Source organism: Flavobacterium microcysteis, from assembly GCF_006385255.1.
GTDB classification, from domain to species: Bacteria; Bacteroidota; Bacteroidia; order Flavobacteriales; family Flavobacteriaceae; genus Flavobacterium; species Flavobacterium microcysteis.
Genome location: NZ_VFJE01000056.1, coordinates 75,349 through 101,311 on the forward strand (window position 1 = coordinate 75,349; position 25,963 = coordinate 101,311).

Here is a 25,963-nt window from a genome sequence, read left to right on the forward strand (position 1 = left end):
CTTAAATATTTTTTTTAGTAGTGAGTATATGTGAGTAGGTATTTTTTTTTATAATTTAAATTTCCGCCTTTTATTTGTCCTATCGCTTTACAAGAGAGTTGCAATACTCTTATACATTACTATTCTCCAAGATCCCAAATCTGCTACAAGAATAATCTGAAAATTCTATAAGTTTTTACTGGTCAAAAAATTTTGATATAAGATTTCGTTCTATGGTCAAACATAGAATTTGTAAAAATTGTTATGAATAAAGAAATGTCTTGATTTATCAAGGCGAAAATAAATTACCAAATAAAGTGACATAGCTTTAACATTGATTGGTGGTAGGTCAATGCGGTAATTTTTGAGAGGAGGGTGACCCATAAGTGTTATTTTAGGGGAAAATATGTTCTTGGTTTTATGTCGCCCTCCTTATTTTTATTTCTACAATCTCTTCCCTTTTTCCAATTCTACGCTGCCTTAAGGCTTTTTAAATTCACTATTTTTAGAAGAATATTTGCTGTTAAAATTATTTTTTATTTCAAAAAAACTCTTTTTTTTGAATATATTGTAGTTTTAATTGTCGTATGGTGTAGTTTTTCTTTCAAAACTACTTAAAGGTCAAATATTTATCAATTATTTGATTGTTTTGTTGTGAAAATGCATTTTTTACGATATAATAAATATTTAGTTATTTTGCCTGCCCTCAAATATGGATTGATTAAAAACTAAAATTTAGTATAAGTGCCTTTCTATATTTATGAAAAAGACTAACTATCTTCTACTTTTCATTTTTTTCCTGTTGTTTGGCAAAAGTTTTGGCCAGAGCTTTAATCGGGCTCAGATTGATAGCCTTCTACTGGTTGCTGAACAGCTTGAGATTAAGGATGCTCCCTATGGAGTAACATTGAGTTTGAAAGCATATGACGACTCGAAAAAAATAGGCTACAAAAAAGGGATGGCACAAGGACTGCTTATTGCAAGCAGAAAACAGCACGAACTAACGAAGTACGAAGATGTACTTAAAAACGCTACAGCTGCCGAAAAACTGGCAGTTGAAATTTCTGACGCCAAATTAATTTCCGATGCACTCCGCCTAAAAGGAATTGGTTATACTGGATCAGGCGATTATGAGAAAGGATTAGCGCAATTCCGACAGTCGCTACGTTTTGCCCAAACTCTTACAGACAAAGAAGTCAAAAGTTCTAGGCTAGGTGTGCTGTATAATGATATTGCTTTTAATCTGGATGAAAGTGGAGGAAAAGCAGATTCAGTGGCTTTTTACTATAGAAAAGGGTATCAGGAGTTTGAGAAAATGGTACTCAACAATCCGTTGAGAAATAAGACACTTTCTTTGGCCTGTTCCAATGTAGGTTCCAGTTTTTTAAGAGCAAAGGAATTGGATTCAGCAGAATTTTATCTTGACAGGGCGTTACAATTGGCAAATTCAGTCAATCATGAGGCTGTAAAGGCGAATACGTTGAGTGATTTAGGTAATCTTAACTACTTAAGAAAAAAATACAAGCAATCTATCGGTTATTTCGAAAAAGGCATTAGTGTCGCCAAAGCTATAAATGAGACTTATGCTCTTAAATCGCTATACTTGGGAATATCAAAATCTTATGAAGCAATCCGGGATAGTAAAAATGCTGAGAATTATCTCTTGCTTTATAATAAGCTAAACGATAGCGTTAAAAAGAGTCAAAAAGAAACTATTCCAATGCAAACTGCTTCAATAGAAGACAGCGAACTTGTTTCAGATGCCGATAGAAGTTCAAACCGATCCATTGTTTTTTCTGCAATATTCGTCCTGTTACTAATGGTGATATTAATTCATATTTACAGAAAGTTTCAGAAAGAAAAAGCTAATAATGCGCGATTGCAAGCAGAAGTCGAAGATACCATTACGATGTTTACCTTATTACAAAAGGATGAAGCACACCTCAAAAAGATACTTCATCTGGCAAGCACTAATGATCCGTCCTTTTTAATGTTATTCAAAGAAACGTATCCGGACTTTTATAAAAAGCTAAATAAAATTAATCCAGGACTTATCGCTGGAGAACAAAAGTTATGTGCTTTCCTGAAGCTTGATTTTTCTACAAAAGAAATTGCCCAATACACCAATTCTTCTATTAGGGCAGTCGAAGCTAAGAAATACAGATTGCGTAAGAAACTTTCCATTGGTTCGGACGAAGACATCAATGTCTGGATGATGAATTTATAGGCTTTTTCTGTTAAATCTTTTTAAATAAGTAGTACTTTTCTTAAGTGGAGATTACGCATTTTTGTGTGTAAACTATTTGATTCCTACTCACATCCTTTTATTTCTCTTTTTTTGTTTTAGTGTTATTTTATTGGTATTCAGTATCTAATAAAAATATTTTGCTATGAGTAGATGTGAGTAGCCATTTTTTTGCGGGAATATAAAGGCTGTATTTTCTTTGTTGCAAATCTTAAAAACAACAATTGAATAGCAGATGACAAGAAAAGTAATAGCAGAATTTATTGGCACATTTTGGTTGGTTCTTGGAGGATGTGGAAGCACAGTACTGGCAGCATCGATTCCGGATTTAGGTATCGGATATATAGGAGTTTCCTTAGCGTTTGGACTTACGGTTCTTACAATGGCCTATACGATTGGAAATATTTCAGGATGTCATTTGAATCCGGCAGTAACTATCGGATTATGGATTGCCGGAAGAACTAAAAAAAGGGAAGTACTTCCTTATATTATTGCACAGGTTTTAGGAGGGATTTTTGGAGCCATGATACTTTATCTCATTGCAAGCGGACAGCCTCATTTTGATTTGGGTAATTTTGCGGCAAACGGATATGGAGAACATTCGCCAGGCGAATATGATATTTTTTCAGTGCTTACGACCGAAGTTGTCATGACTTTTATTTTTGTTTTAATTATTCTTGGAGCGACACATAGTTCAGCGCCAAAAGGGTTGGCCGGGATTTCGATAGGCTTAGGGCTTACTTTGATTCACTTGATGAGCATTCCAGTATCCAATACATCAGTAAATCCGGCAAGAAGTACCAGTCAGGCCGTGTTTGTTGGAGGTTGGGCATTGGAACAGTTGTGGATGTTTTGGATTGCCCCTATAGCTGGAGCTATTCTGGCAGGAATTTTTTACGAATATTTGTCCTCTGAAATAGAGCAGCCAGAATAAGGAAGGTAAAAGTTTGAAAAAATAAAAGCTTTTTTTGTGTATTTGCTAATTTTTGACGGGATTATATAACATTTAACCGATTTGATAAGGCTATTTTTGCAGATGTGTAATAGGTTATTTTTATTTGTCAAAATATTTTGCCAAAAAGATTTTTTATTTACTTTTACAGCCTATGAAGATTGTCCCAAATACAATTATAAATATTGCGGTTGTTTTGTTTTCTGTAACAAATTGTTTCGCTGATAACGAACCGCCGCCACCGCCGCCCACAGGCCCAACACCAATTGGTCTTCCTATCGATAATGGGATACTTGTTTTGTTGATTATAGGGCTGGCTTTTGCTTTTTTACGATTTAAGATGTCAAATACACATAAAAAAACTCCGATGTAAGTCGGAGTTTTTGTTTTTTTAGGCCAGTTGATGAAGTCGCGTGACGTATTTTCCTATGACATCAAACTCAAGATTGATTTTTGTACCGACTTCAAAATTTTTGAAATTGGTGTGCTCGTGAGTGTAAGGGATAATGGCAACACTAAATGTGTTTTTCTTTGAATTTACAACAGTCAGGCTCACTCCATTTACGGTAATCGAACCTTTTTCTATAGTAATGTTGCTTAATTTCGGGTCATATTCGAAAGTGTAGTACCAGCTTCCGTCTGCTTCTTCAATAGAAATGCAAGTTCCGGTCTGGTCCACATGTCCTTGTACGATATGGCCGTCCAATCTGTCGCCAAGTTTCATCGCGCGTTCCAGATTAACCTGGTCGTCGAGTTTCCAATCGCCTATATTTGTTTTGTCGATAGATTCCTTGATGGCAGTAACTGTATATTGGTCGTCTGAAATTCCTACAACAGTCAGGCACACTCCGTTATGAGAAACGCTCTGGTCAATCTTAAGCTCGTTAGTGACTGATGAGGAAATTGTAATGTGTATGTTTTCTCCCTCTTTGCGCAAATCTTTGATTGTGCCGAGGGTTTCTATTATTCCTGTAAACATTGTGGTTTTATTTTACTAAATTTGCACTTCAAAATTAGCAATAAATAAGGAGCAAGCATTATGAAAAAAGCAGAAAATATAATAGTTGGAATTTCAGTAGGAGATTTGAACGGTATTGGAAGCGAGATTATCTTGAAAACTTTCGAGGATACTCGAATGCTTGAACTTTGCACGCCGGTTATTTTTGCCAATGTGAAGATAATGTCCTTTGCTAAGAAAAATCTTGATGCTACGATAGCACTTCACGGAATCGACAAGATAGACCAGCTTTTGCCTGGAAAAATCAATGTGTTGAATGTTTGGAAGGAAAGCGTTACTATTGAATATGGTGCAAATGACGAAAATGTAGGCAAGTATGCTATAAAATCGTTCACTGCGGCTACGAAAGCCTTAAAGGAAGGGCAGATTGATGTCCTGGTTACGGCTCCAATCAACAAATACAACATACAGTCTGAAGAATTTAAATTTCCAGGGCATACAGATTATCTAAATCAGGAATTAGAAGGAGATGCTCTTATGTTTATGGTTCAGGACGATTTGCGTGTTGGGTTGATTACAGATCATGTTCCTGTAAATGAAGTAGCTTCTCAACTTACGGAAGCGCTGATTAAAAGTAAAATTGAAACGATAAAGAAATCACTAATGCAGGATTTCGGTATAAGCAAACCTAAAATAGCAGTCTTGGGATTAAACCCGCATGCAGGAGATGGAGGAGTAATTGGAAAAGAAGACGATGAAATTCTTAGACCAACAATCAAAAAACTATTTGATAGCGGAACGTTGGCTTTTGGGCCTTACCCGGCAGATGGTTTTTTTGGTAGCGGACAATATGAAAAGTTTGATGCGGTGATAGCAACCTACCATGACCAAGGACTGATTCCTTTCAAGACGCTTGCGTTTGGAAAAGGTGTCAATTATACTGCGGGACTAAACAAAATCAGAACGTCGCCAGACCATGGAACGGCTTATGATATTGCAGGTAAGGGAATTGCGGATTTTAATTCATTTAAAGAAGCGGTTTATCTGGCAATCGACATATTTCATTCAAGAAATGAATATGCAGCTATGACGGAGAAACCCCTAAAAATAAAAGAAAAACACTTATAAACAAAAAAATGTTTATAACGCTTTTGGATTTGCAATTATTTTATATCTTTGCACTCCCGAAGTTTGGGGCAAATTGTTGTTAAGATGAAAGTAAACAATGAGTTTTTAATTCCTTTTATAGGGTTAAAGTTAGGAAAACATCAGTTTGAATATCAAATAAATAAAAAGTTCTTTGAAGACTTTGGTTATGACGAGTTTGAAAGTTGTGATATCAAAGTCAATGTAGTTTTAGAGAAAAAAAGCACTATGCTTGAGCTTCAGTTCAAACATAAAGGAACGATTTATGTTCCTTGTGATTTGACTAATGAGATGTTTGATTTGCCGATTAAGGCAAAAATCAAATTGATTGTCCAATTTGGAGAAGCTTTTAATAATGACAATGAAGAATTGCTCATTTTGCCTTTTGGCGAGCATCAGATCGATATTTCACAATACATTTATGAAATGATTGTGCTTTCCATTCCTCTAAAAAGAATCCATCCGGGTGTAAAGGACGGTACGTTAAAAACCGATATCCTTGATAAGCTGGATGAATTGAAAGTCAATGCGAAAGAACAAAAAGCTGATGCAAAAGAAGAAGAGACAGATCCTAGATGGGATCAATTAAAAAAACTATTAACGGATAAATAATATAGTAAAATGGCACATCCAAAGAGAAAGACCTCGAAAACAAGAAGAGATAAAAGAAGAACACATTATAAAGCATCTGTTCCTCAAATCGCTACATGCCCAGTGACTGGAGAGGCGCATTTATACCACAGAGCTTACTGGCATGAAGGTAAGATGTACTACAGAGGTCAAGTAGTAATTGATAAGCAAGAAGCTGTTGCTTAATACAATTTTGCATTAAAAAATCGAACTCTCACGTTGTGGGAGTTTTTTTGTTATTTATAATTTATTGATAAATAACATATTGCAAGAAGGTATTTTTTAGATTTTTTTTGTAATTTCCACCTCTTTTCGAAACAGTAATTTCGAGAAGAAATTATTAAAAATAATATGAATACAATCACAGCCGCAATTACCGCTGTTGGTGCCTATGTGCCTGATTTTGTGCTTTCAAATAAAGTACTTGAGACATTGGTCGATACGAATGACGAATGGATAACTTCTCGTACAGGAATTAAGGAAAGACGCATTTTGAAAGATGATACGAAAGGAACATCTTACTTGGCCATTAAAGCTGCAGAAGATTTAATTGCTAAATCCAATATCAACCCGGCAGAAATTGACTTAGTATTGCTGGGAACCACAACTCCTGATATGCCTGTGGCCGCAACAGCTGTTTATGTTGCTTCACAAATTGGTGCAGTCAATGCTTTTGCATATGACTTGCAAGCCGCTTGTTCGAGTTTCCTATACGGAATGTCTACAGCTGCAGCCTATATCGAATCAGGAAGATACAAGAAAGTTTTATTGATTGGAGCAGACAAGATGTCTTCCATAATTGACTATACAGACCGAGCAACGTGCATCATTTTTGGTGATGGAGCAGGAGCGGTATTGTTCGAGCCAAATTATGAAGGTCTTGGCTTTCAGGATCAATACTTAAGAAGTGACGGTATAGGCCGTGAATTCTTAAAAATTGAAGCAGGAGGTTCTTTACTTCCGGCATCTAAAGAAACTGTAGAAAACAGACAGCATTATGTTTTCCAGGATGGGAAAACCGTTTTCAAATATGCCGTTTCTGGAATGGCAGATGTCAGCGAAAAAATAATGGAACGCAACAACCTTACAAAAGAGGATGTCAATTGGCTGGTAGCTCACCAGGCAAACAAGCGTATTATTGACGCTACAGCCCACAGAATGGGTCTTGATGAGTCTAAAGTACTTGTTAATATTCAAAAATATGGCAATACAACTTCCGGAACATTGCCATTGCTTCTGAACGACTTCGAGAAGCAATTCAAAAAAGGAGATAATTTAATATTTGCTGCATTTGGTGGTGGATTCACTTGGGGATCTATCTATATGAAATGGGCATACGACAAACAATAAAACTAAAACCTAAAATCGAAATATCATGGATATTAGAGAAATTCAAAACTTGATTAAGTTTGTAGCAAAGTCAGGAGCTACTGAAGTAAAATTGGAGATGGATGATTTTAAGATCACAATCAAAACTACAGAAGGAGGAACCTCTGAAACTACAACTTACATTCAACAGGCGCCTATCAGCCACGCATTACCACAAGCAGCGATGCCACAGCCTGTAGCTCCAACTGCTCCTGCAGCGCCGGTTGCTTCTTCAACAGATGAAGATACTTCGAAATATGTTATGGTTAAGTCTCCAATCATTGGAACACTATATAGAAAACCTTCACCAGATAAAGCTCCTTTCGTAGAAGTAGGAAGCACAATTTCAAAAGGAGATGTGGTTTGCGTTATCGAAGCGATGAAGCTTTTCAACGAAATCGAATCAGAAGTTTCTGGAAAAATCGTAAAAGTATTGGTAGATGATGCATCTCCAGTAGAATTTGATCAGCCATTATTCTTAGTTGATCCATCATAATTTAGATTTTAGATTGCAGATTTTTTAGATTATAGATTTGACCAAAATCGTAAGCTAATTATCTTAACTATCCAAATTGTCTAATTATCTAATTTAAATAAGATGTTTAAAAAAATATTAATCGCAAACAGGGGAGAAATAGCACTTCGTGTTATCAGAACCTGTAGAGAAATGGGTATCAAAACGGTAGCTGTTTATTCAACAGCAGATGCAGAAAGCCTTCACGTGCGTTTTGCAGATGAAGCTGTTTGTATAGGCCCACCGCCAAGTAACTTATCTTACTTGAAAATGTCTAATATTATAGCTGCTGCAGAAATTACTAATGCAGACGCTATCCACCCAGGATATGGTTTCCTTTCTGAAAATGCAAAATTTTCAAAAATCTGTCAGGAGCATGGTATCAAATTTATTGGTGCTTCTCCAGAAATGATTGAGAAAATGGGAGACAAGGCTACTGCCAAAGCAACAATGAAAGCTGCGGGAGTTCCAACTATTCCTGGATCTGAAGGTTTGCTTGAATCCTATGAGCAGACTAAAAAATTAGCTAAAGAATTTGGCTATCCTGTAATGCTTAAGGCTACTGCCGGAGGTGGAGGAAAAGGAATGAGAGCTGTTTGGAAAGAAGAAGATCTTCTAAAAGCTTGGGAAGGTGCTCGTCAGGAAGCTGCTGCATCATTCGGAAATGACGGGATGTATATGGAGAAACTTATTGAAGAGCCTCGCCATATTGAAATCCAGGTTGTTGGTGATGCTTATGGTAAAGCGTGCCACCTTTCTGAAAGAGACTGCTCAGTTCAAAGACGCCACCAGAAATTAACAGAAGAAACGCCTTCTCCATTCATGACTGACGAACTTCGTCAGAAAATGGGAGATGCTGCTGTAAAAGCTGCAGAATATATTAAGTATGAAGGTGCTGGAACAGTAGAATTTTTGGTTGACAAACACAGAAATTTCTACTTCATGGAAATGAACACTCGTATCCAGGTAGAGCACCCAATTACAGAGCAGGTTATTGATTATGACTTGATCCGAGAGCAGATTTTGGTTGCTGCTGGTGTGCCAATTTCAGGTAAAAACTACCTGCCACAGTTGCACGCTATCGAATGCCGGATCAACGCAGAAGATCCGTATAACGATTTCAGACCGTCACCAGGAAAGATTACTACATTGCATACACCTGGAGGACACGGAGTTCGTTTGGATACTCACGTTTATTCTGGATATACAATTCCGCCAAACTACGATTCAATGATTGCAAAATTGATTACTACAGCTCAGACAAGAGAAGAAGCAATCAGCAAAATGAAACGTGCTTTAGATGAATTCGTAATCGAAGGAATAAAAACTACAATTCCTTTCCACAGACAGCTAATGGATGATCCGGCTTATGTAGAAGGAGATTACACTACAAAATTCATGGAAAGTTTCAAAATGAACGATCCTCAATAATAAAAAATCCCAGCTTTTAGGCTGGGATTTTTTATTTAGCATTTTTCTGCTTTTGGAGAATAACCAAACAGCAAAGTATGATGATAGCTCCGCCAAATAGATACCAATAATTGGAAGTCGTATCTTCTGAGAGGGTTCCATAAAAAACAAAAGCGCTCCAATAATAAGGCGATTTTTTACTGTTAGGAATCGTTTTGTCATTCAGGAATTCAACTTTTGCCTTATGGTTCGCAATCGGATAACTCATGTCCTTTTTATAATTCGTATAGAAGTTTTTCATCAGTAGGGAAGTCGTAAAATCGTTGACTTTCCATAAAGAAAACAGAAGATTTTTGGCACCTGCATTTTGGAATCCTCGGGCAATGCTCAATGCGCCTTCTCCTCGATATAATTTCCCTATTCCGGTTTCACACGCACTCAATACGACCAAATCCGGATGAATGTCCAACGAATACAAATTGCTGTATACGATGTCCTGGTCATAAAAAGAAATGGCTGCCGGAACTTCAACGGTGCCAGATGTAGCGTGCGTAGAAAGATGGAGTATGTCATGCTTTTTACTTTCTTTTATAAAGTGATCATAGGTTGCCTGAGATTTTTCAAGATAAACACCCGGGAAAAGTTTTTGGATGGCTTTCATCTCTTCTAAAGTGAAAACCAGGCTTCTGTTGCTGTTTTCGAAAACAGGGAAAACACCTAGAATGGACGCCTCTTTGGACTTGATATTTTGGTTATTCAGATAAAAATCGGCTGAAGTGTCATAGCTTATGATTTCATCTTTCATAAGGTAAGGAAGTTTTGAAAAGTCAGTGCTTTGTGAAGCTTTTGTCAATATAGATTCAAAAGAGACAAAACTGAGAAGACCGTCCGGGATTATGAGATGTTTTTGGGTTTTTATTTTTTCAAGGGCAAGCAATTGATACAAAGCAAAACTTTGTTTCCGGTATCCCGAAAGATTGTTTGTAATGGCAGAAGCTTCTGTGAAATAATCCAGATAGTCAGTAATCGTTTTTTTGTTTTTTAAAGAATTCGGAAATGATTTTAGTCGTATTCTGTCAGGTGCAACGTCAAAAATATACACCGTGTCTTTTCCATAAAAATAGGCGGTAAGTGTAGCATCATCGTTTTTGAGCTTGACAAATAGCCTGTCCATGTCAAATTCTGAAGATTGGCTAATGCTGTTGCTTGCAAAAGTTTTTTTCAGCTCAGCTATCTTTTCGTTTTGAAGCGACAGCGTACTGTTGATGGTTTCGAGATTTGCATTTTCGCCTTTTTCCTGCTCTTTGATTATGATGGCTGACAGTTCATGGATTTTATATAAAATTCCTTTTTGCTTTTCGTTACCTGCTTTTTGTGTAAGTGCAATATAGTTTTTTAAGGCTTTGGATTTTGTGGCTTCCTGAAGTTCAAAAGCTTGTTTTAAAAATTCGGTATCTTTCGTTTTGTGAAAAAGCTGCTCGTAAACTCCTATTGCTTTTTCAACACGGTTCCTAATATTGGAAGTGTGAAGGAATGATGTTTCTTCATAAAAAAATACGGTCGAAAATCGGGAATCAATAGCAAAAGTAAGCGCATAGCAATCGATGGCTTTTTGGTAGTTTTTTTGTGCCGTATAGGTCGAAGCCAGTACTTCTAATGCGTCAGTCAAAAGATTCTCGGGATAGAGGTTTTTTTCTTTGGGCAGTAGATTTTTCGAATCATAACCGGGAATCAGTTCTTTGAAAATTGCCTGAATGGCACGCTGGCTTTCTGTTGTTTTGTTTTGAGCCAGAAATAACTTTGCTTCTTCAAGATAAACTTGCGAAATATCACGTTTGGAAGCACCTATCAGGTTGGATTTTGCTTTTTGAATATATTCTTGCGCTTTTGGGTAATTTTTTTTCTGTCTGTAAACGATGGAAAGGTTTTTATAGATGACAAAATTTGGCGCAATGCTTTCTGCTTTTTCTAATGCTTTCTTTGAACTTTCATAATTCCCTACTATGAGGTAGTTTTCTCCTAAAAGTGAAAGTAGCAGAGCCTTTTTTTCAGCAGAGAGCTTTTCAACCGGCTGACTTTCCAACAAGTCAATCGCCTCCTGGCTTTTTCCGATACTTTTATAAACGGCCGCCAGGTTAATAATGGCACTAATCTTTTGTTCTGTATTGTTGTTTTTTATGGCAAGAAAAAGATACTGCTTGATAGTGTTTTCAGCACTGGTATAATCGCCTGTCATTGTGTATAGATTTCCCAAAGGTTTCAGGCAATATTCAATACTGTCATAATTGTCAAGCTGATGGTTTTGAAATAGGAGCAATGCTGTTTCATAAGAACGAATAGCGTCAAAATAGAAACCGAATTCCTTCTGATAAAAAGCTTTGTTGCAGTCCAGAATCACCAGCGCCAATAGTTCGTTTTTTGATTTTGGCTTTGGGTCGCTCCAGAATTGTCTTTCTGTAATTTCAAGATTTTTGATTCCCGTTATTGTCGGATTGGCAATAAAACGGTCTACAGCAGCGTACAATTCTTCTTCCTTCGGCGTTTGTTTTTGAGCAAAGGCCAACTGTGTAAACAATATGAAGAACAGCAATCTTTTCATTAGAATTTCCAGATTGCATAAAATTGCCAATGGCTAAAATCATTTTCAAAACTCCACATATAACGTACTCCAAGGCTTGGGCCTATACGAGAAAATCCAAAAGTGACATCTGCAAAAACATTGGCTTGCATTTTTTCAAATGCCTCTGTTTTTGTTTTCTTTGTGTTACTCTCCCGAACCACTTCCTCGCCCTGTCTTGGAGGATTTGGATCGTTGAATATGGGACGGAAGTATCGTGTTAGCCTATTATTTTCAGAAGTTTCGTCCAATGCGACAGAAAACTGAGGGCCAAATCCAAAACCGATATAATTATTAAAACTGTAGCGTAATGATATGGGCACGACTTCGGCTATGTTTCGGACTATCTTCTGACTCCTTTCTTCTTGCACATAAGCAATATCTAAAACGGTTCCATTAGGCAAGACTATAGGTGGTGAAACTTGTTTCAAAACAGGGTCAGTTCGGCTGGATGAATTGCTTTCCATATAATTGTAATACAATTCAGCCTGCCAATACCATCGATAGGATTTATAAGGCGAAATTGTAGCGCCCAGGAAATAGCTTTTTGGATTTTCCTGGTCGGGAAAATAATTATATCCTGTTCGCACACCAATAGAAATTCCAGGACTGAAGCGTGTAACGGCATAATTGGTAATGATAGGGTCGTTCTTGTCAAAAATAATGGCAGTACGGCTTTTGGTTTTTACCTTGTGGAAATCTTTGCCAAATTTCAGGCTGTATTTTACAAAGCCTTTAGTGCTGTCTTTTTCCATGACATTTTTTTGATTGCTTCCTGGCAGGTAAATGTTCTTGAATACAAAATGAATTTGATCTTTCAATACAATCGTGTCGAGGCAACTGTAATTGACTTCTTCGTTTTTTGGACAGATTTCGCACTTTGGATACATGTCGACAATCTTTAAAGTCGATTTGTCAAAAATATCAGGAATGTCTGTTTCGAGTTTTATCTTGCGGGCAGGGCCTTCGCCATCATTCTGAAAGCGTGTTTTGAAATTCAGGGTTTTAAAACGGACGAGCCTGTAGTTCATGAAAAAGCCATTAGAAGACATCTTGTTAGGATCATGAGAAGTTACGATTTCCATTTCAAGATTTTTGACCTTATGGTTTTTGTAATTCCGATCCGGAACAAAAATACCTCTGATGGTCAGTGTTGCGCTGGTATCTTTAATCATTTCAGGCGTAGTCTTGAATGTAAAAAACAGATTTCTGGTTTGTTTTGGAGCAAGGCTGTCAAATTCAAAAACCTTTGAATTCCGATAAAGCGCTTTGGATTGTTCCAAAGTCTGTTCCAGATTCTCCAGATCTTCATTCTTTTTTGAGTTTCTGAAAAAAGTATTTCCCGCACTTGCCAGATAGGTTTCATGATTGTCATAATCATCAACAAAGGCAAAATTTTCTTCGAGCTTTTCTTTCTCGTTTTCATAGGCTCGTGCTTCCGGTGTGCTAAAATTGTCGTCTTTGAATTGCCTGTCGTTATAAAAAAGATAGAGTTTTCCGTTAGTGGAATACTCTTTCAGGTTTTGGTAACTCATAATCACAACAATTTCCTCATCGGGTATAGGTTCCCGGTTTTTCTGCAACAAAAAGCCATCCTGTAGTTCGATAGAGGCAATATCCTGATAGTCTGTTTCAGGAAGTTCCGTAATCGCTACTGTCTTTGGACGGGTAGCAGGCGGCTTACCATTATCGTAATTGTTGGTTACGGCAAGCCGAACGTTTTTATTTCCTTTCTTTTTGTAGGTATGTTTTGGTTCTTTTTCCCTGCTGTAATGTCCGTCACCAAATTCCCAAAAATAGGTGTAGTTTGCTGGCGGTGCTCCGGCAATTTGGATTAATGGAGGAGTTTCAGGTTTGAAAGAAACCTTGTTCCCCTTTTGGTCAAAGCCAATTACAGCTTTACGGGTTATAGTGTCCTTTGGTTTGGTTTGCGAAAAGCAAAAAGAAATTCCCAAGAAGAAAGCGGCTATGAGGATTAATTTCTTCATAATCAAAGGTGTTTTGTTACTATAAATGTAAAAAAAAGTGATGAGTTGACATCACTTTTGTTAAAATTATATTAATTATGTTTAAGGCAACGCATTTATGGCTGCAATTAACTGCGCTTCTGTTGCCAGAGTTGTCTGCGCCAATGTAAATACATGTACATCGTTAGCGGCAATTGTTACGGGTTTGATAGCATAACGCCACTGTCCATTATCTTCTGTGACAAAGATGATGTGGCATTGCAATCCGATTGGGATTTGCCCGTAATGTTCCGAAAACTGATTTGTAGTTGGATTGTAGGTGTCTAGTTTTGCCAAAGAACTTCCTTCACCATCATAGTGAAGATAAATAGCGCTGTTTTCAAAATCATATCCTTCAGGAGCTTCAGCTAGTATTGTTGTTTTTGGTCTTGGATCGCTATAAAAACGGTCTACGTTTGTCCAACCGAAGCTGCTAAAGTAGGCGTAGTAGTTTGGGCCTTCCACAAAAACACCATTTTGTCCGTTAGCACGTTCTTGTTCATCCCATTCAAGATTACCATCTTCGTCAAATGTACCATCCCATAAGGTCATTGCATTATCCGGACCGCCGGTCAGATTAGCAGGAATTATTAAAGGCATAGGACAGGTAAGTTGAAGCTGCTGTCCATTTTTTGTGGCATTGATAAAGAACTCTCCTCCCGAAATAAGCAAAGCCATATTGCCGTTAGACATTCTTCCCATGGTTGTCTTGTCTGTGGTAAGCATTGTGCCAGGATCAAAGACTTCAGAATATTTAATTACCACTTCTCCGGTTATAGGATTTCCGTTTTGTGTCAGACAGTTTCCGTTTATTGTAAACTGTACACCTTTTGCGCTAGTGAAAGTCGCTGCGCCATCTTCTGCATTAAAAGTAAATGTTTGTACGTTTAAGGCATCATCTCTTAAAGCTGCGAAAGCGGAAGCAGATGGAACGTAATCTGGCGAATCACCATCATCATTTTTACTGCAACTGGCTACAAGAACTCCTAGTAGCAATAATTGTCCGATTTTTTTAAAAGTTGTTTTCATGATTTCTGTTTTTTTATGATTAACTATATCTATATCAATTGTGATTGTGAAATGTTACCCCTGTTTATTGGAAAACAATATCGATGTAAGGAATTCCGAAATCCGGTACAGGTCCTCCTGTTCCATAAAAGTCGGAAGCGGTAATTGTCATTAGTGTGTTTGATACGGGATAAGGACTAGGTCCGTTAAATCTCAAAAGTCTTCCAACGGTATTTCCAATGTTTCCTAAATAATTGGTGACAGTTCTTCTCAACGTATACGAAGTTCCGGCTGTAAGATTTGTAGGTGTTATGGATTTATAATCCATCACGGCAGAATCAAAAGTGTAACTTCCGCTGAATACAACCAAACTTGTGCTGTTGTCTACGATTTCAATCAGATAAGGAATACCGGCGCTATAAAGATTCGCATTTCCTTGATAGCCTATGGAGCATACTGTTTTATTTGTGCTCAACTCAAAAGTGTATTCGTGCGTCTGCAAATCCATCGTCGTGACATCGGTAAAAGAAGAATTGCTTGCCAGGGTTGCCGCATAAAGCTGGTTGAATTCAGAATTAGCCGTATTACAGCTGCTAGGTGCAGGCTGGTTTTGATTGTCGTCGTTGCTGCAGCTTATTGTTGCAAATAAGCCTAAAAATAATAATCCGATTTTTGTAATGCTTGTTTTCATGATTTCTAATTTTTTATGTTAACTATAGTTATATCAATCGTGTCTTGAAATTGTTACCCTACTTATGAATTTTTATGGAAGGTTATTGATAATCTGCACCAGATTTGCTTCTGTGGCCGTATTAAGTTCGCTGGCAGAAAAAGTGTAACTGTCGTTAGCTTGTATGGTAACCGGTTTTATTCCATATTTCCACATTCCGTTTTCTTCAGAAATAAATATGATATGGCATTCAAGCCCAATTGGGAAAGCCGGATAGCTATTGAACGTGAACGTCTGTGTTGAAGGATCTCCAAATAGATTGACCAAAGAGTTCAAGTCGCCGTCAATTGAAAGGAAAGCTTTGCTGTTGGCATTTGTATATCCTGTTGGCGGGATGACATGGATGTTGGTTTTTGGATTGGGATTTGAGTAAAACTTATCTATGTTTGTCCATCCAAAATTGGATGAAAAAGTAGTGTAGGCGGGTGCGGCACCATTTCCAAAAGCTAAATCCCATTGGCTCATCGGTATCCAGACTAAATTACCATCAGGTAAAAAATCTCCTGTAAACACATCCATATCGGTATCAATTCCTCCAGTCAATGCTGCAGGGATTTGCAGCACATAACCGGATGTTGTCAATTGTTGGCCATTTTGTGTTGCATTGACATAAAGTTCTCCGCCCGAAGTCAAGATCTCGAAATTGTTGCCCGGAAGTTTGGCTACTGTTGGTTTGTTGGTTACCAACATGTCGCCTCGGTTGTAAATTTCTATGACTTCTACAGTAACAGGTCCTGTGACGGGTGCTGAATTGAGTAGGAACGCACCGCTTGTAAAAGTGAGTTCAATTCCTTGTGCCGTAGTAATATAATTGACGGTTGTTGGATCGACTGTAAAAACCTGCGTTCTGGAATCAATAGCATCTGAGAATAGAGCGTTGAGTTCACCACTTGTTGGAAATGGATTTAAGTACTGGTCATTGTTATCATTCATATCGCAACTCAATAATGAAAAAGAAGCGAGAGATAAGAGGCCTATTTTTTTTAAAAATGATTTCATAATTTCTACTGTTTTTAATTGGATTAATTGCGTTTTTGATAGGTTATCTATCAAACTCTGCACTTCGTATGATTTTGTAAGTAAGAATATCATTTGTGCTGATTAACTGAATCATTCTCAAAGCATGGTTTTCAGAACTTGAAAATCCTTTAGCGGTTCCGTTTACGGTTTCTACTTCCCAGAAATATAATCGTAATGTAGGATTGGAAACTTCTTCCGCTAATTGGTAAAAGCTTTCAATTTTTTTATCCAAGATGATTTCTCCAGCGGCTGCCATGATAATTCTGCTTTCTGCTTTTTCTAATGATTGGGCGGTGCCAGAATAGTTTCCCTGGTTTGTTTTTACACTCCAGTCATAAACCACTACGATTCTGTCTTTTGTGATTTCTGTTGCGTTTTCTTTACTTGCAGCAGTTTTTACTTCTGTAGCATTTGCGCTCATCGATAATGCTATCATTGCTAATGTTAAAATTGAATTTTTCATGATTTCTAAATTTTAGTGTTATTGTCTTTGTTTCTATTATTACATCAATTTGCTTCCTGATTTGTTACCTAACTCGTAATAGCGTTTGATGCACTTTATATACCTATATATCGGTTGTGCTAAATTTGTTACCCTTGTATTCCTATTTTTTCTACATTAGCAGTAAACAAGGCAGTTATGACCGAAAACAATATTCATTCTGACCAATTTTATATTGAAGGATTGCTGCAAAACGACTCGGCAGTTATCACATCCATTTATAAAAAGTTTGTGCCCAAAGTCAAAAACTATGTCCGCACCAATAGCGGTGATGATGATAATGCCGCAGATGTTGTTCAGGAAGTGCTGACAACCATTTATCATCAGGCAAAAACAAAAGGACTGAAACTCACATGTCCGTTTGAAGCCTATTTTTTTCTGCTTTGTAAAAGGAAGTGGCTCAATGAATTAAAAAAACCTTCCAATAAAAGGGTAACAATCAGTGACGATACAGTATCTATAGACGAATCAGCACAAGAACTGGTCTTGCAAACCGAAAGTTTTGATGAAAAGCAATCGCTGTTTGATGAGATGTTCCAAAAGCTAGGTGAAAAATGCCAGGAAGTTCTCAAGCTCAGTTTTGTCTTGAAAACGATGGAAGAAGTCGCCCAGCAGCTTAATGTAACCTATGGTTATGTGAGAAAGAAAAAATCGCTATGCACAGGACAGCTTACAGAAATGATTCAGCAATCGAATAGGTATAAATCGCTAAAAAAATAACGCTATTATGAATGAAGAGGCATACATACGCTTTGAAAGCTACCTGAATAATGAAATGTTGGAGCAAGAGCGCCTGGATTTTGAATTAGAGCTACGTGATAATTCTGAGCTTAAGGAAAGTTTTGAATTATATAAAGAAACGACGGCTTTTGTAAAACAGAAATTTTCCCCGGAAACTACAGAATTCAAGAAAAATTTAGAATCCATATCAGATGGCTATTTTGTGGAAGGAAAAAAGAAGACCAAGGTTTTCTCAATTAGGCCGTGGCATTATGCGGCAGCGGCATCTGTTCTGGTACTTCTCGGGACCTGGATTTTCAGTAACAATTCCATGCCGGAGTATAGTGACTACAGCCAACATGAAAATGCTTCTTTTGTTGAAAGAGGTGCAAGTAATGAAGAGCTAAAAAACGCCCAAGATTTCTTCAATAAAAAAGAGTATGCAAAAGCTGTTACTGCTTTTGAAAAAATGGGAAATCTTGACAACCCGGAATACCAATATTTTTATGCGATTGCCCTGATAGAAACAAGCCAATATAAAAAGGCAGAAACACTTTTGAACGGTATCAGGCAAGGAACATCCGTTTATAAGGATAAAGCAACCTGGTATTTGGCGTTGTCTAAACTGAAACAGCATGATTTTGAGGGAAGTAAAATACTGCTGCGGCAAATTCCTCGGGATGCAGAAGATTACGATAAGGCACAAGAATTGATACAACATTTAAAATAAGAAAAACCCGACTGTAATGGTCGGGTTTTTATTTTCTCTCTTAGCTATTGAATTGTTTTTTGAGGTTATTTTTAAATATAATTTATGAAATCAATTAAAAGTATAAATATTTCATACGTTGTTTTGATAAATAATTGATACATTTGAAATGTTGTTAATAATCAAACTTAAACATTATGAGACAAAATTACCATCAAAATTTGTTTTTTGCCCCACACAAGAGACAGTTCTTTTTGACTGTGGTATTGTTAACTTTGGCTTTAGGAGCCAATGCTCAGATTTCAACGTTTCCTTGGATGGAAACTTTTGAGGACAGCTCGCCCACGCGAAGCAGTTGGACTCAAATTTATGAAGTAAACAATATGTCATGGACATTTGCGACTTCGCCATCTACCGGAGGAGGAGGAATAACCGCTTATGAAGGCGTTAAATTTGCCAATTATCCGGGAACTTCTCACAATTTTGACAAAACGAAACTGGTAAGCCCGGTATTTGATTTTTCGGGTGTAACTAATCCTACGGTTAGTTTTTATTACAGAAACCCGTTTTGGGATCCTGATCAGAACTGGTTAAGGATTTTCTATCGTACTTCCCCGTCTTCGGCATGGGTACAAATCGCAGAGTTTCATTCCGATGTTAGAGCCTGGGCTTTTTCTGAGGAGATTGCGCTTCCATCACCTTCTGCAACCTACCAGATCGCAGTGGAAGTTGAAACTGATTATGGATATGCTACAACGGTAGATGCATTGGAAGTAAAGGCTACTGCTCTTGGAAATCGTGAATTCTCGAAATCACTAGTAAAATACTATCCAAACCCAACAGAGAAATTGTTGAACTTGTCAAGCACAGAAGCCATTTCTGATGTGACAGTATTCAATTTGCTGGGACAAAAAGTATTAGAGTCAACAATTAACTCGAATGAAGGACAGCTAGATATTTCTAGTCTGACTAGCGGCAATTATGTGATTCATGCCAATACCGAAAAAGGCAAAGAAATCTTCAAGATTGTCAAGAAGTAAAAGTGTATGTATAACGCAAAAAAAATCCCCTGAGAATTTTTCTTAGGGGATTTTTCTGTTTAATAAAGTAGAAATCTTTTTACATATGATTTTTATCGGTTAAAAGGCGTTTCGTTAATCCAATGAAATCCTCGGTTAATCAATAAGAAATCTTCTCTGGATTTTTTATTAAGATGAATTGTTTCTCCATTTTCGGTTTGAAGAACCAGACCGTTTGGCTGTTGCGTGAATGTGAATTTTTCGGTAGCCGGTTTTTTTGTATCGGTTGACTTCAGGCTGATTGTTTTTTTTAAGGTATCCAATTCCAGATCAAAAAAGATTTCTTTCTTATCAGCATAAATTATGCTCCCCCAATTTCCTTTTTCAAATATGAATTTGCTGAATTTTGATTGATTTGGAATCGTTGTTTCATAAACCCCATAAAGTTTTGGTGTTTCTGAGGAGGAATTGCTTAAATAGATGACTCCAAAAAAGGCAATTATTCCTAAAGCGAGTATACCTTTTAATGACATTTTTACCGCATTGAGTACTTTCTCGTCTTTTTTATTCTTAAATGAATAAATATCTTTTTTTGGTTCAGCTGTTTTGTTTGTTAGGAAGAAATTATACAGGCGCTTTCTGTCACTATAGAGTAATATCAGGCTGGCAAGTAGCATATGGAAGGAACTTATTTTTACAGGAATATCATAGCAGAAATTCATCATGACAATGTTTGAAATTACTCCGGTAAGGATAATCGCTCCAAGGGTTACTGTTTTTCGGTTCAAAAGCAATAGGGCGCCAATGGCTTCTGCAAATCCTGAAAATGCTGCATAGGCCGGAGAATATTGCAGGAATGTCCATGCTAATCCCATAGGAGAAGATTCTCCATAGGGTTGTGCCAGTCTTGATAAGGAAAGTGGAGGGAATTGCATTGGAAGGATTTTTCCGATACCATAGATAAGCATAAAAAAAGCCAGGTACAAGCGCAATAAGAGTAAAAAAGAATAGGTCAGTCCCGGAGTATTGGCCAGCTTGTATTTTTTAGTCAGGATGGCTAATGGAATAGCAAGTACCAAGCTAAAACAGAAACGCCAAAACATTTCAAGATAGGCATAAGTGCTGTCACCACTGCCGTATCCGTTGCTTTCAAAAGTATATTTGATATTGAAAATGGTGTCGGCAGACCAATATACGAACGGTTCTAAAGCAAAGGATAAGATAAATCCAAAAATGTGAAAGCAGAAATAAATCAGCAAAAAGCTAAAAAAGTAATTTTTTATACTCATAAAGGGGGATTTTCTTATAATAACTCCAAAATTTTAAAAAAAGTATTCAGAAAATGGCTGCAAATTATTTAGGATGAAATAGCCCTTAAAAAAAAATCCCTCAAGAAACTCTTGAGGGATTTTGTATTGCTATAATGTCTCTTTCAGCCATCTGAAAAATTCTTTCTGCCAGACTTGTGCATTTTGTGGTTTAAGTACCCAGTGATTTTCATCCGGGAAAAGAACAAATCGGCTCTTGATGCCTTGCAACTGTGCTGCCTGGAAAGCTTCTTGTCCTTGCCCAATTGGAACTCGGTAGTCTTTTCCTCCCTGGAAGATCAGAATAGGAGTATCCCATTTGCTTACATTGTTGATCGGGTTGAATTGAGTGTAGGTTTTCTGTGCAGCTGCATTGCCAGCTTCCCAATAGGCACCGCCGGAGTCCCAATTGGTAAAGAATACTTCCTCAGTTGTTCCATACATACTCTGCAGGTTGAAAACACCACAGTGTGCGATAAATGTCTTGAATCTTTTTTGGTGGATTCCTGCCAAATAAAACACAGAATAACCTCCGTAGCTTGCGCCTATAGCTCCTAATCTTGCTTTGTCAACATAGCTTTCTTTTGCAACATCATCAATGGCCGAAAGATAGTCGTCCATTACCTGGCCACCCCAATCTTTACTGATCTGCTCGTTCCATTCTACTCCGTGGCCTTGCATTCCTCTACGGTTTGGTGCTACAACAATATAACCTTGAGCCGCCATAACCTGAAAATTCCATCGGAAAGAATAGAATTGTGTCAAAGCAGACTGAGGCCCACCCTGGCAATATAAAAGCGTTGGATATTTTTTGTTTTTGTCAAAATTTGGAGGAAGAACCACCCAAACTAACATTTTCTTTCCGTCTGTTGTAGTCACATAGCGTCTTTCGGATTTGCTTAGGGCAATTTTTGAATACGCTGCATCATTTACTTTTGTAATCTGTGCCCATGTTTTTTTCTTTAGGTCGTAAGAATAGATTTCTGCTGCATGGTTAAAATCAGTTCTTGCTACGATAGCCTTATCGCCTGAAAAACCAACAATGTCAGTCACATCAAAATCACCATCGGTAAGCTGTCTTACTGTTATGGCAATCCTTGTCAATCCTGGAAAATTGACTTCAAATAATTGTTTAGTTCCGTTGATTGGTGCTAAGAAATATACTTTTTTACCGTCAGCACTCCAAGTAAAACTTTCAACCGTTCCGTCCCAACCCGATGTCAGGTTGATATCCATTCCTTTGAAACGAACAATAATGTCGTTTTTGTCGGCTTCATATCCGTCACGTTTCATTTGTAGCCAGGTCAGGTCGCCATTCGGAGAAAACTGCGGAGCAGTATCATAACCGGGATTTTTCTCCGTAAGGTTTTTTGTTGTTTTTGTATCGAGATCGTATTGGTATAAATCCGTATTGGTAGAAAGTGCATAAGCGGTACCTTCTAATTTTTTAGAAACGTAAATAATGCTTTTCCCATCACGTGACCAAGTGTAATCTTCGTCTCCACCAAAAGGCTTTTGAGGCGAATCATACGGTTCGTTTTTCATGATATCGGTAAAGTTCTCTTTATTGTTTACATCCGAAAAAACGACATGATTGTGTGTTCCATCATTCCAAGTGTCCCAGTGACGGTAATTCAGTCCGTCATATACTTGTGCGTCAGACTTGTCTAAGTTTGGATAGTAGTCCTTGCCCAAAACTTTTTCAATTTTTACTTCTTTGCTTGCTAACAAAAGTTTTCCGTCAGGAGAAATGTTTTTGTCTTGAACCAAGAGAGTATAATCCGCCACTTCAGTTGGATTTCCACCTGAAATAGGAATACTATAAAATTTAGAATTTGACTTGTTTTCTTCTACAGAAGGAATAGAAACTTTGTAGATTATGTTTTTCCCGTCTTTTGATATGCCGAGAGGGCTGACCCGTCCTAGCTGCCAAAGTAGTTCAGGAGTCATTACGTTTTGTGCGGTAGCCGTTAATCCAATCATGCTAATGGTTAAAAAAAGAATTTTTTTCATTTTCAAATGCTGTTAAATAAAGGCTTAAAGGTAATCATTTATTCAAATACCGTGGCAAGGCCAACAAAAAAAGGCTGTCTTTTCGGACAGCCTTCTGCAAGAATGGGAGTGAATTATTTTTTGATGAAACGTTTGATGGACACGTTTTCGTTGTCATTAATTTCAACAATATAGTTTCCGTCATTCAAAGAAGCAACGGCAATGGTGCCATCCTGAATTTTTCCTTTCATGACTTCCTGTCCAAGCATGTTTAGAATCCTGAAACTTGCTTTTTCAGAAACTGATGTCAGGTTGATAACAGAAGATGCAGGGTTTGGATACAGTTTGATTTCATTTTGTGAAATGCTTTCGCCTCTTCCTGTAGCTACGATATTTACGGTATAATCTTCAACTTGTCCATAAGAAAAAGCTTCGCAGGCAGTTGGAATACCATCGTATTTCATAGAAACTCTCATACGGGTTGCCCCTAAAGTTGCGCCAACCGGAATAGTGGAACTGCCACTCACAGGAGTTGTGGTTGAAGCTGCTCTTGTCCATACTTGTTCTCCAGCATCGGTGAAATCGCCGTCTTGGTTGTAGTCAATCCAAACTGCATATCCTTCACTGTAAACAGTACTTGTCCAGGAAGGTGTTATGGTTATGGTGTATGTTGTTCCTCTGGTTGCATTGGTTGAAATAGAAGTAAAGTTCGTGTATCCTGTTCCTCCGGTTGAGGTGTTGTCGATAGTTCCAAACTGTACACGTCCAATTTTTTCGTCGGCTACGCTATTTCCTTGCGAAGCACAGTAGGAAACGGAATTTGATAAGGTGGTTACATTGGCATTGTTGCTTGAAGCCGACAAGTTACCAGCCGCATCTTTTGCTTTTACGGAAAAAGTATAGGCTGTTGCTGCGGTCAATCCGGTAACTTCATACGAAGTTGTTGTCACAGTAGTTTTTAAAACACCGTCCTGATATACCTCATATCCTGTAACGACAACATTGTCTGTAGATGCTGTCCAGGACAGGTTTGTCGATGTCTGTGTTGTTCCGGAAGCTGCCAGGCTTGTCGGTGCAGTTGGAGCTGTAGTGTCAGCAGTTCCGGCCTGGATATTCACGGTATAGTCCTCTACTTCTCCATAAGAAAAAGTTTCGCAAGCTGTTGGAATTGCGTTGTATTTCAAAGAAACTCTCATTCGGGTTGCGCCAGTTGCTGCCGTAGCCGGAACTGTAAATGAACCGCTTGCCGGAGTTGCTGTCGATGCGGCTCTGCTCCATACCAATTCTCCTGAATCATCAAAATCACCATCGCCATTGTAGTCGATCCAAACAGCGACGCCTTCTGAGTAAGCAGTTCCTGTCCATGTTGGCGTTACAGTAATCGTATAGGCAGTTCCCTTATTCAGGTTAGTTGAAATAGAGGTAAAGTCAGTATAGCCAGTTCCTCCTGTCGAAGCATTGTTTATGGTTCCTAGTTGGACTCTTCCAATATATTCGTCTGCTACGCTATTTCCTTTTGAAGCGCAATACGATGCAGCTCCGGCCAAAGTTGTGATGTTTACTGTATTGCTTGACGCAGACAAATTACCTGCCGCATCTTTAGCTTTTACATAAAACGAATAGGCTGTAGATGGTGTCAATCCTGTTACGGCATAGGTTGTAGTGGTTACAGTAGTTTTTAGTACGCCATTTTGGTAAACCTCATATCCGGTAACGGCAACATTGTCTGTTGAAGCTGTCCATGATAAATTTGTTGCTGTTTGCGTCGTTCCAGCAGCTGCTAAACTTGTTGGCGCTGTTGGTGCTATTGTATCACTTGAACCGGCTGTGATTGTGAAATTGGTATTGGATATATCAAAGAAAATATGATTTGCTCCTTTAACCATGATTCTGTTTTGCGTGCCAGGATTGTTCGGAACTGTAATGGCCTGACTTCCGTCATTTGGAGTTCCAGCCAATAAAGTAATCGGATAGGTGTCTCCACCATCGGTTGATAATAAGATGTCTACGTTAGCCGTATTTACGCCATTAGCAGTTGTTCCTGCCACGTTCCAGGTTACGGTTTGGGAAGTTCCTGCTGCCCAGGAAACTGCCGTATTTGGTGCTGTAACGACAAAAGGTCCCGCAGTTCCCTTTACTGTAATGACCGTATCATCACTATTGTTTGCTGGTCCGCCTGCTTTGTTATCCCTAACTGTCAATCTGAAATTTAATGTTCTTGCTACATTGGGAACAGCTTCCCATTTCCAGGTTGTTGCACCCGTCTTGATGGTTTCCAGTCTTGGGAAATAGCGTGTGCCTGAATTTGAAGGTACAAACGAACGGAAAGCAGGCCCTGAAGTAGCTGTAGCGCTTGGATAGGTCGTGCTTGAAGTTCCTGAATTCATTTGTTCCCAGCAATAAGTCAGCGTGTCACCATTGGCATCGGTGCCAGAGCCTGTCAGTAGGAAAGGAGTTCCTTTCGGAATCGTATAATCGGCTCCTGCATTAGCGGTCGGAACGGCATTGCCTGTTGCTGTATTGGTCTGGCAGGTGGTTGTTTTTACATAATTTGTAACCTGTTGGATACTTACGGCATGAAAAAAAGGATCACTATGAGGCTGTACATCGGTAGCTCCGGTAATTCCGGCATATCCCATAATTGTTGTACCACTTCCCGGTTCATTCTGTACGCCGGTTCCTTCATTGTCGAATGTAAAAGTATGGTTGGCTCCAAATTGGTGTCCCATTTCGTGAGCCACAAAGTCAATGTCGAAATTATCGCCTATAGGAACAGTGCTTGTAGTGAATCCGCTGCCTTTTCCAGAAGCACATACGCATCCGATGCATCCTGCATTTCCGTTATTTCCAATAGCCGACATCAAATGCCCGATATCGTAATTGGCATTTCCGATTACGCTGGTTAGAGTGGATTGCAATTGTGAATTGTAATTGGCATCCGTACTGCCATACGGATCGGTAGAGGCATTTGTATAAATTACGGCATCGGTGTTAGAGATAAGAACCATCCGAACGCCAAAATCTTTTTCGAATACTCCGTTAACCCGTGTCATCGTGTTGTTGATAGCAGCTAAGGCTAAGGCTTTCGTTCCGCCATGATAGGTGGTGTACTCGCCGGTAACCGACATGGC

General features: G+C 38.2%; 21 protein-coding genes. 11 read left to right on the forward strand and 10 right to left on the reverse strand.

What is annotated here, in order from left to right; translation table 11 throughout:
* Positions 1-739: 739 nt before the first annotated feature.
* Entirely contained in the window at positions 740-2,206 is a 1,467-nt protein-coding gene (locus FJA49_RS14050; protein ID WP_140001564.1) for a tetratricopeptide repeat protein, read from the forward strand.
* 253 nt (positions 2,207-2,459) lie between these two features.
* On the forward strand, positions 2,460-3,158 hold the full coding sequence (gene aqpZ, locus FJA49_RS14055) for an aquaporin Z (RefSeq protein ID WP_140001565.1): 699 nt from the start codon (positions 2,460-2,462) through the stop codon (positions 3,156-3,158).
* A gap of 409 nt (positions 3,159-3,567) precedes the next feature.
* On the opposite strand, the gene FJA49_RS14065 is transcribed toward aqpZ, so the two are convergent.
* Positions 3,568-4,155 carry a riboflavin synthase gene (locus FJA49_RS14065; protein ID WP_140001566.1) on the reverse strand — a complete coding sequence of 196 codons (588 nt, stop codon included), beginning with the start codon at positions 4,153-4,155 and terminating at the stop codon, positions 3,568-3,570.
* A gap of 57 nt (positions 4,156-4,212) precedes the next feature.
* Here FJA49_RS14065 and pdxA point away from each other — a divergent pair, with 57 nt between their 5' ends.
* From pdxA to accC, 6 genes are all read left to right on the forward strand, one after another.
* Positions 4,213-5,262: a 4-hydroxythreonine-4-phosphate dehydrogenase PdxA gene (gene pdxA / locus FJA49_RS14070; protein WP_140001567.1), complete on the forward strand. Its 1,050-nt coding sequence runs from the start codon at positions 4,213-4,215 to the stop codon at positions 5,260-5,262.
* Between the two features lie 84 nt (positions 5,263-5,346).
* Entirely contained in the window at positions 5,347-5,892 is a 546-nt protein-coding gene (locus FJA49_RS14075) for a YceD family protein (protein ID WP_140001568.1), read from the forward strand.
* 9 nt (positions 5,893-5,901) lie between these two features.
* Positions 5,902-6,096 carry a 50S ribosomal protein L32 gene (gene rpmF, locus FJA49_RS14080; protein WP_082482157.1) on the forward strand — a complete coding sequence of 65 codons (195 nt, stop codon included), beginning with the start codon at positions 5,902-5,904 and terminating at the stop codon, positions 6,094-6,096.
* 165 nt (positions 6,097-6,261) lie between these two features.
* The gene (locus FJA49_RS14085; protein ID WP_140001569.1) at positions 6,262-7,260 is read left to right on the forward strand and encodes a beta-ketoacyl-ACP synthase III; all 999 of its coding nucleotides are present in this window, start codon (positions 6,262-6,264) and stop codon (positions 7,258-7,260) included.
* Positions 7,261-7,285: 25 nt separating this feature from the next.
* Positions 7,286-7,774: an acetyl-CoA carboxylase biotin carboxyl carrier protein gene (accB, locus tag FJA49_RS14090; RefSeq protein WP_140001570.1), complete on the forward strand. Its 489-nt coding sequence runs from the start codon at positions 7,286-7,288 to the stop codon at positions 7,772-7,774.
* Positions 7,775-7,876: 102 nt separating this feature from the next.
* Positions 7,877-9,223 (forward strand): acetyl-CoA carboxylase biotin carboxylase subunit, encoded by a 1,347-nt coding sequence (gene accC, locus FJA49_RS14095; RefSeq protein ID WP_140001571.1) that lies wholly within the window; start codon positions 7,877-7,879, stop codon positions 9,221-9,223.
* 31 nt (positions 9,224-9,254) lie between these two features.
* On the opposite strand, the gene FJA49_RS14100 is transcribed toward accC, so the two are convergent.
* The 6 genes from FJA49_RS14100 to FJA49_RS14125 form a co-directional block, all read right to left on the reverse strand.
* The gene (locus FJA49_RS14100) at positions 9,255-11,801 is read right to left on the reverse strand and encodes a CHAT domain-containing protein (protein ID WP_140001572.1); all 2,547 of its coding nucleotides are present in this window, start codon (positions 11,799-11,801) and stop codon (positions 9,255-9,257) included.
* Positions 11,801-13,807: a PKD domain-containing protein gene (locus FJA49_RS14105; protein WP_140001573.1), complete on the reverse strand. Its 2,007-nt coding sequence runs from the start codon at positions 13,805-13,807 to the stop codon at positions 11,801-11,803. The genes FJA49_RS14100 and FJA49_RS14105 overlap by 1 nt, the downstream gene beginning before the upstream one ends.
* Before the next feature lie 81 nt (positions 13,808-13,888).
* On the reverse strand, positions 13,889-14,854 hold the full coding sequence (locus tag FJA49_RS14110) for a hypothetical protein (protein ID WP_140001574.1): 966 nt from the start codon (positions 14,852-14,854) through the stop codon (positions 13,889-13,891).
* Between the two features lie 64 nt (positions 14,855-14,918).
* A complete protein-coding gene (locus tag FJA49_RS14115) occupies positions 14,919-15,524 on the reverse strand; it encodes a hypothetical protein (protein ID WP_140001575.1) in 606 nt (201 codons plus the stop codon).
* 72 nt (positions 15,525-15,596) lie between these two features.
* Positions 15,597-16,562, reverse strand: coding sequence for a hypothetical protein (locus tag FJA49_RS14120; RefSeq protein ID WP_140001576.1), 966 nt, complete (start codon positions 16,560-16,562; stop codon positions 15,597-15,599).
* 43 nt (positions 16,563-16,605) lie between these two features.
* Positions 16,606-17,046 carry a hypothetical protein gene (locus tag FJA49_RS14125; protein ID WP_140001577.1) on the reverse strand — a complete coding sequence of 147 codons (441 nt, stop codon included), beginning with the start codon at positions 17,044-17,046 and terminating at the stop codon, positions 16,606-16,608.
* A gap of 177 nt (positions 17,047-17,223) precedes the next feature.
* Here FJA49_RS14125 and FJA49_RS14130 point away from each other — a divergent pair, with 177 nt between their 5' ends.
* From FJA49_RS14130 to FJA49_RS14140, 3 genes are all read left to right on the forward strand, one after another.
* Positions 17,224-17,805, forward strand: coding sequence for an RNA polymerase sigma factor (locus FJA49_RS14130; RefSeq protein ID WP_140001578.1), 582 nt, complete (start codon positions 17,224-17,226; stop codon positions 17,803-17,805).
* Positions 17,806-17,812: 7 nt separating this feature from the next.
* On the forward strand, positions 17,813-18,535 hold the full coding sequence (locus FJA49_RS14135; RefSeq protein WP_140001579.1) for a tetratricopeptide repeat protein: 723 nt from the start codon (positions 17,813-17,815) through the stop codon (positions 18,533-18,535).
* Positions 18,536-18,711: 176 nt separating this feature from the next.
* A complete protein-coding gene (locus FJA49_RS14140; RefSeq protein WP_140001580.1) occupies positions 18,712-19,554 on the forward strand; it encodes a T9SS type A sorting domain-containing protein in 843 nt (280 codons plus the stop codon).
* Between the two features lie 92 nt (positions 19,555-19,646).
* Here FJA49_RS14140 and FJA49_RS14145 read toward each other — a convergent pair whose 3' ends face one another.
* The 3 genes from FJA49_RS14145 to FJA49_RS18590 form a co-directional block, all read right to left on the reverse strand.
* Complete coding sequence (locus FJA49_RS14145; protein ID WP_140001581.1) at positions 19,647-20,822, reverse strand: hypothetical protein; 1,176 nt, start codon at positions 20,820-20,822, stop codon at positions 19,647-19,649.
* A 129-nt stretch (positions 20,823-20,951) separates the two neighbouring features.
* Positions 20,952-22,853, reverse strand: a complete 1,902-nt coding sequence (locus FJA49_RS14150; RefSeq protein ID WP_140001582.1) for a S9 family peptidase — start codon at positions 22,851-22,853, stop codon at positions 20,952-20,954.
* Between the two features lie 113 nt (positions 22,854-22,966).
* On the reverse strand, positions 22,967-25,960 hold the full coding sequence (locus FJA49_RS18590) for a GEVED domain-containing protein (RefSeq protein ID WP_233590182.1): 2,994 nt from the start codon (positions 25,958-25,960) through the stop codon (positions 22,967-22,969).
* Between the last annotated feature and the right edge of the window lie 3 nt (positions 25,961-25,963).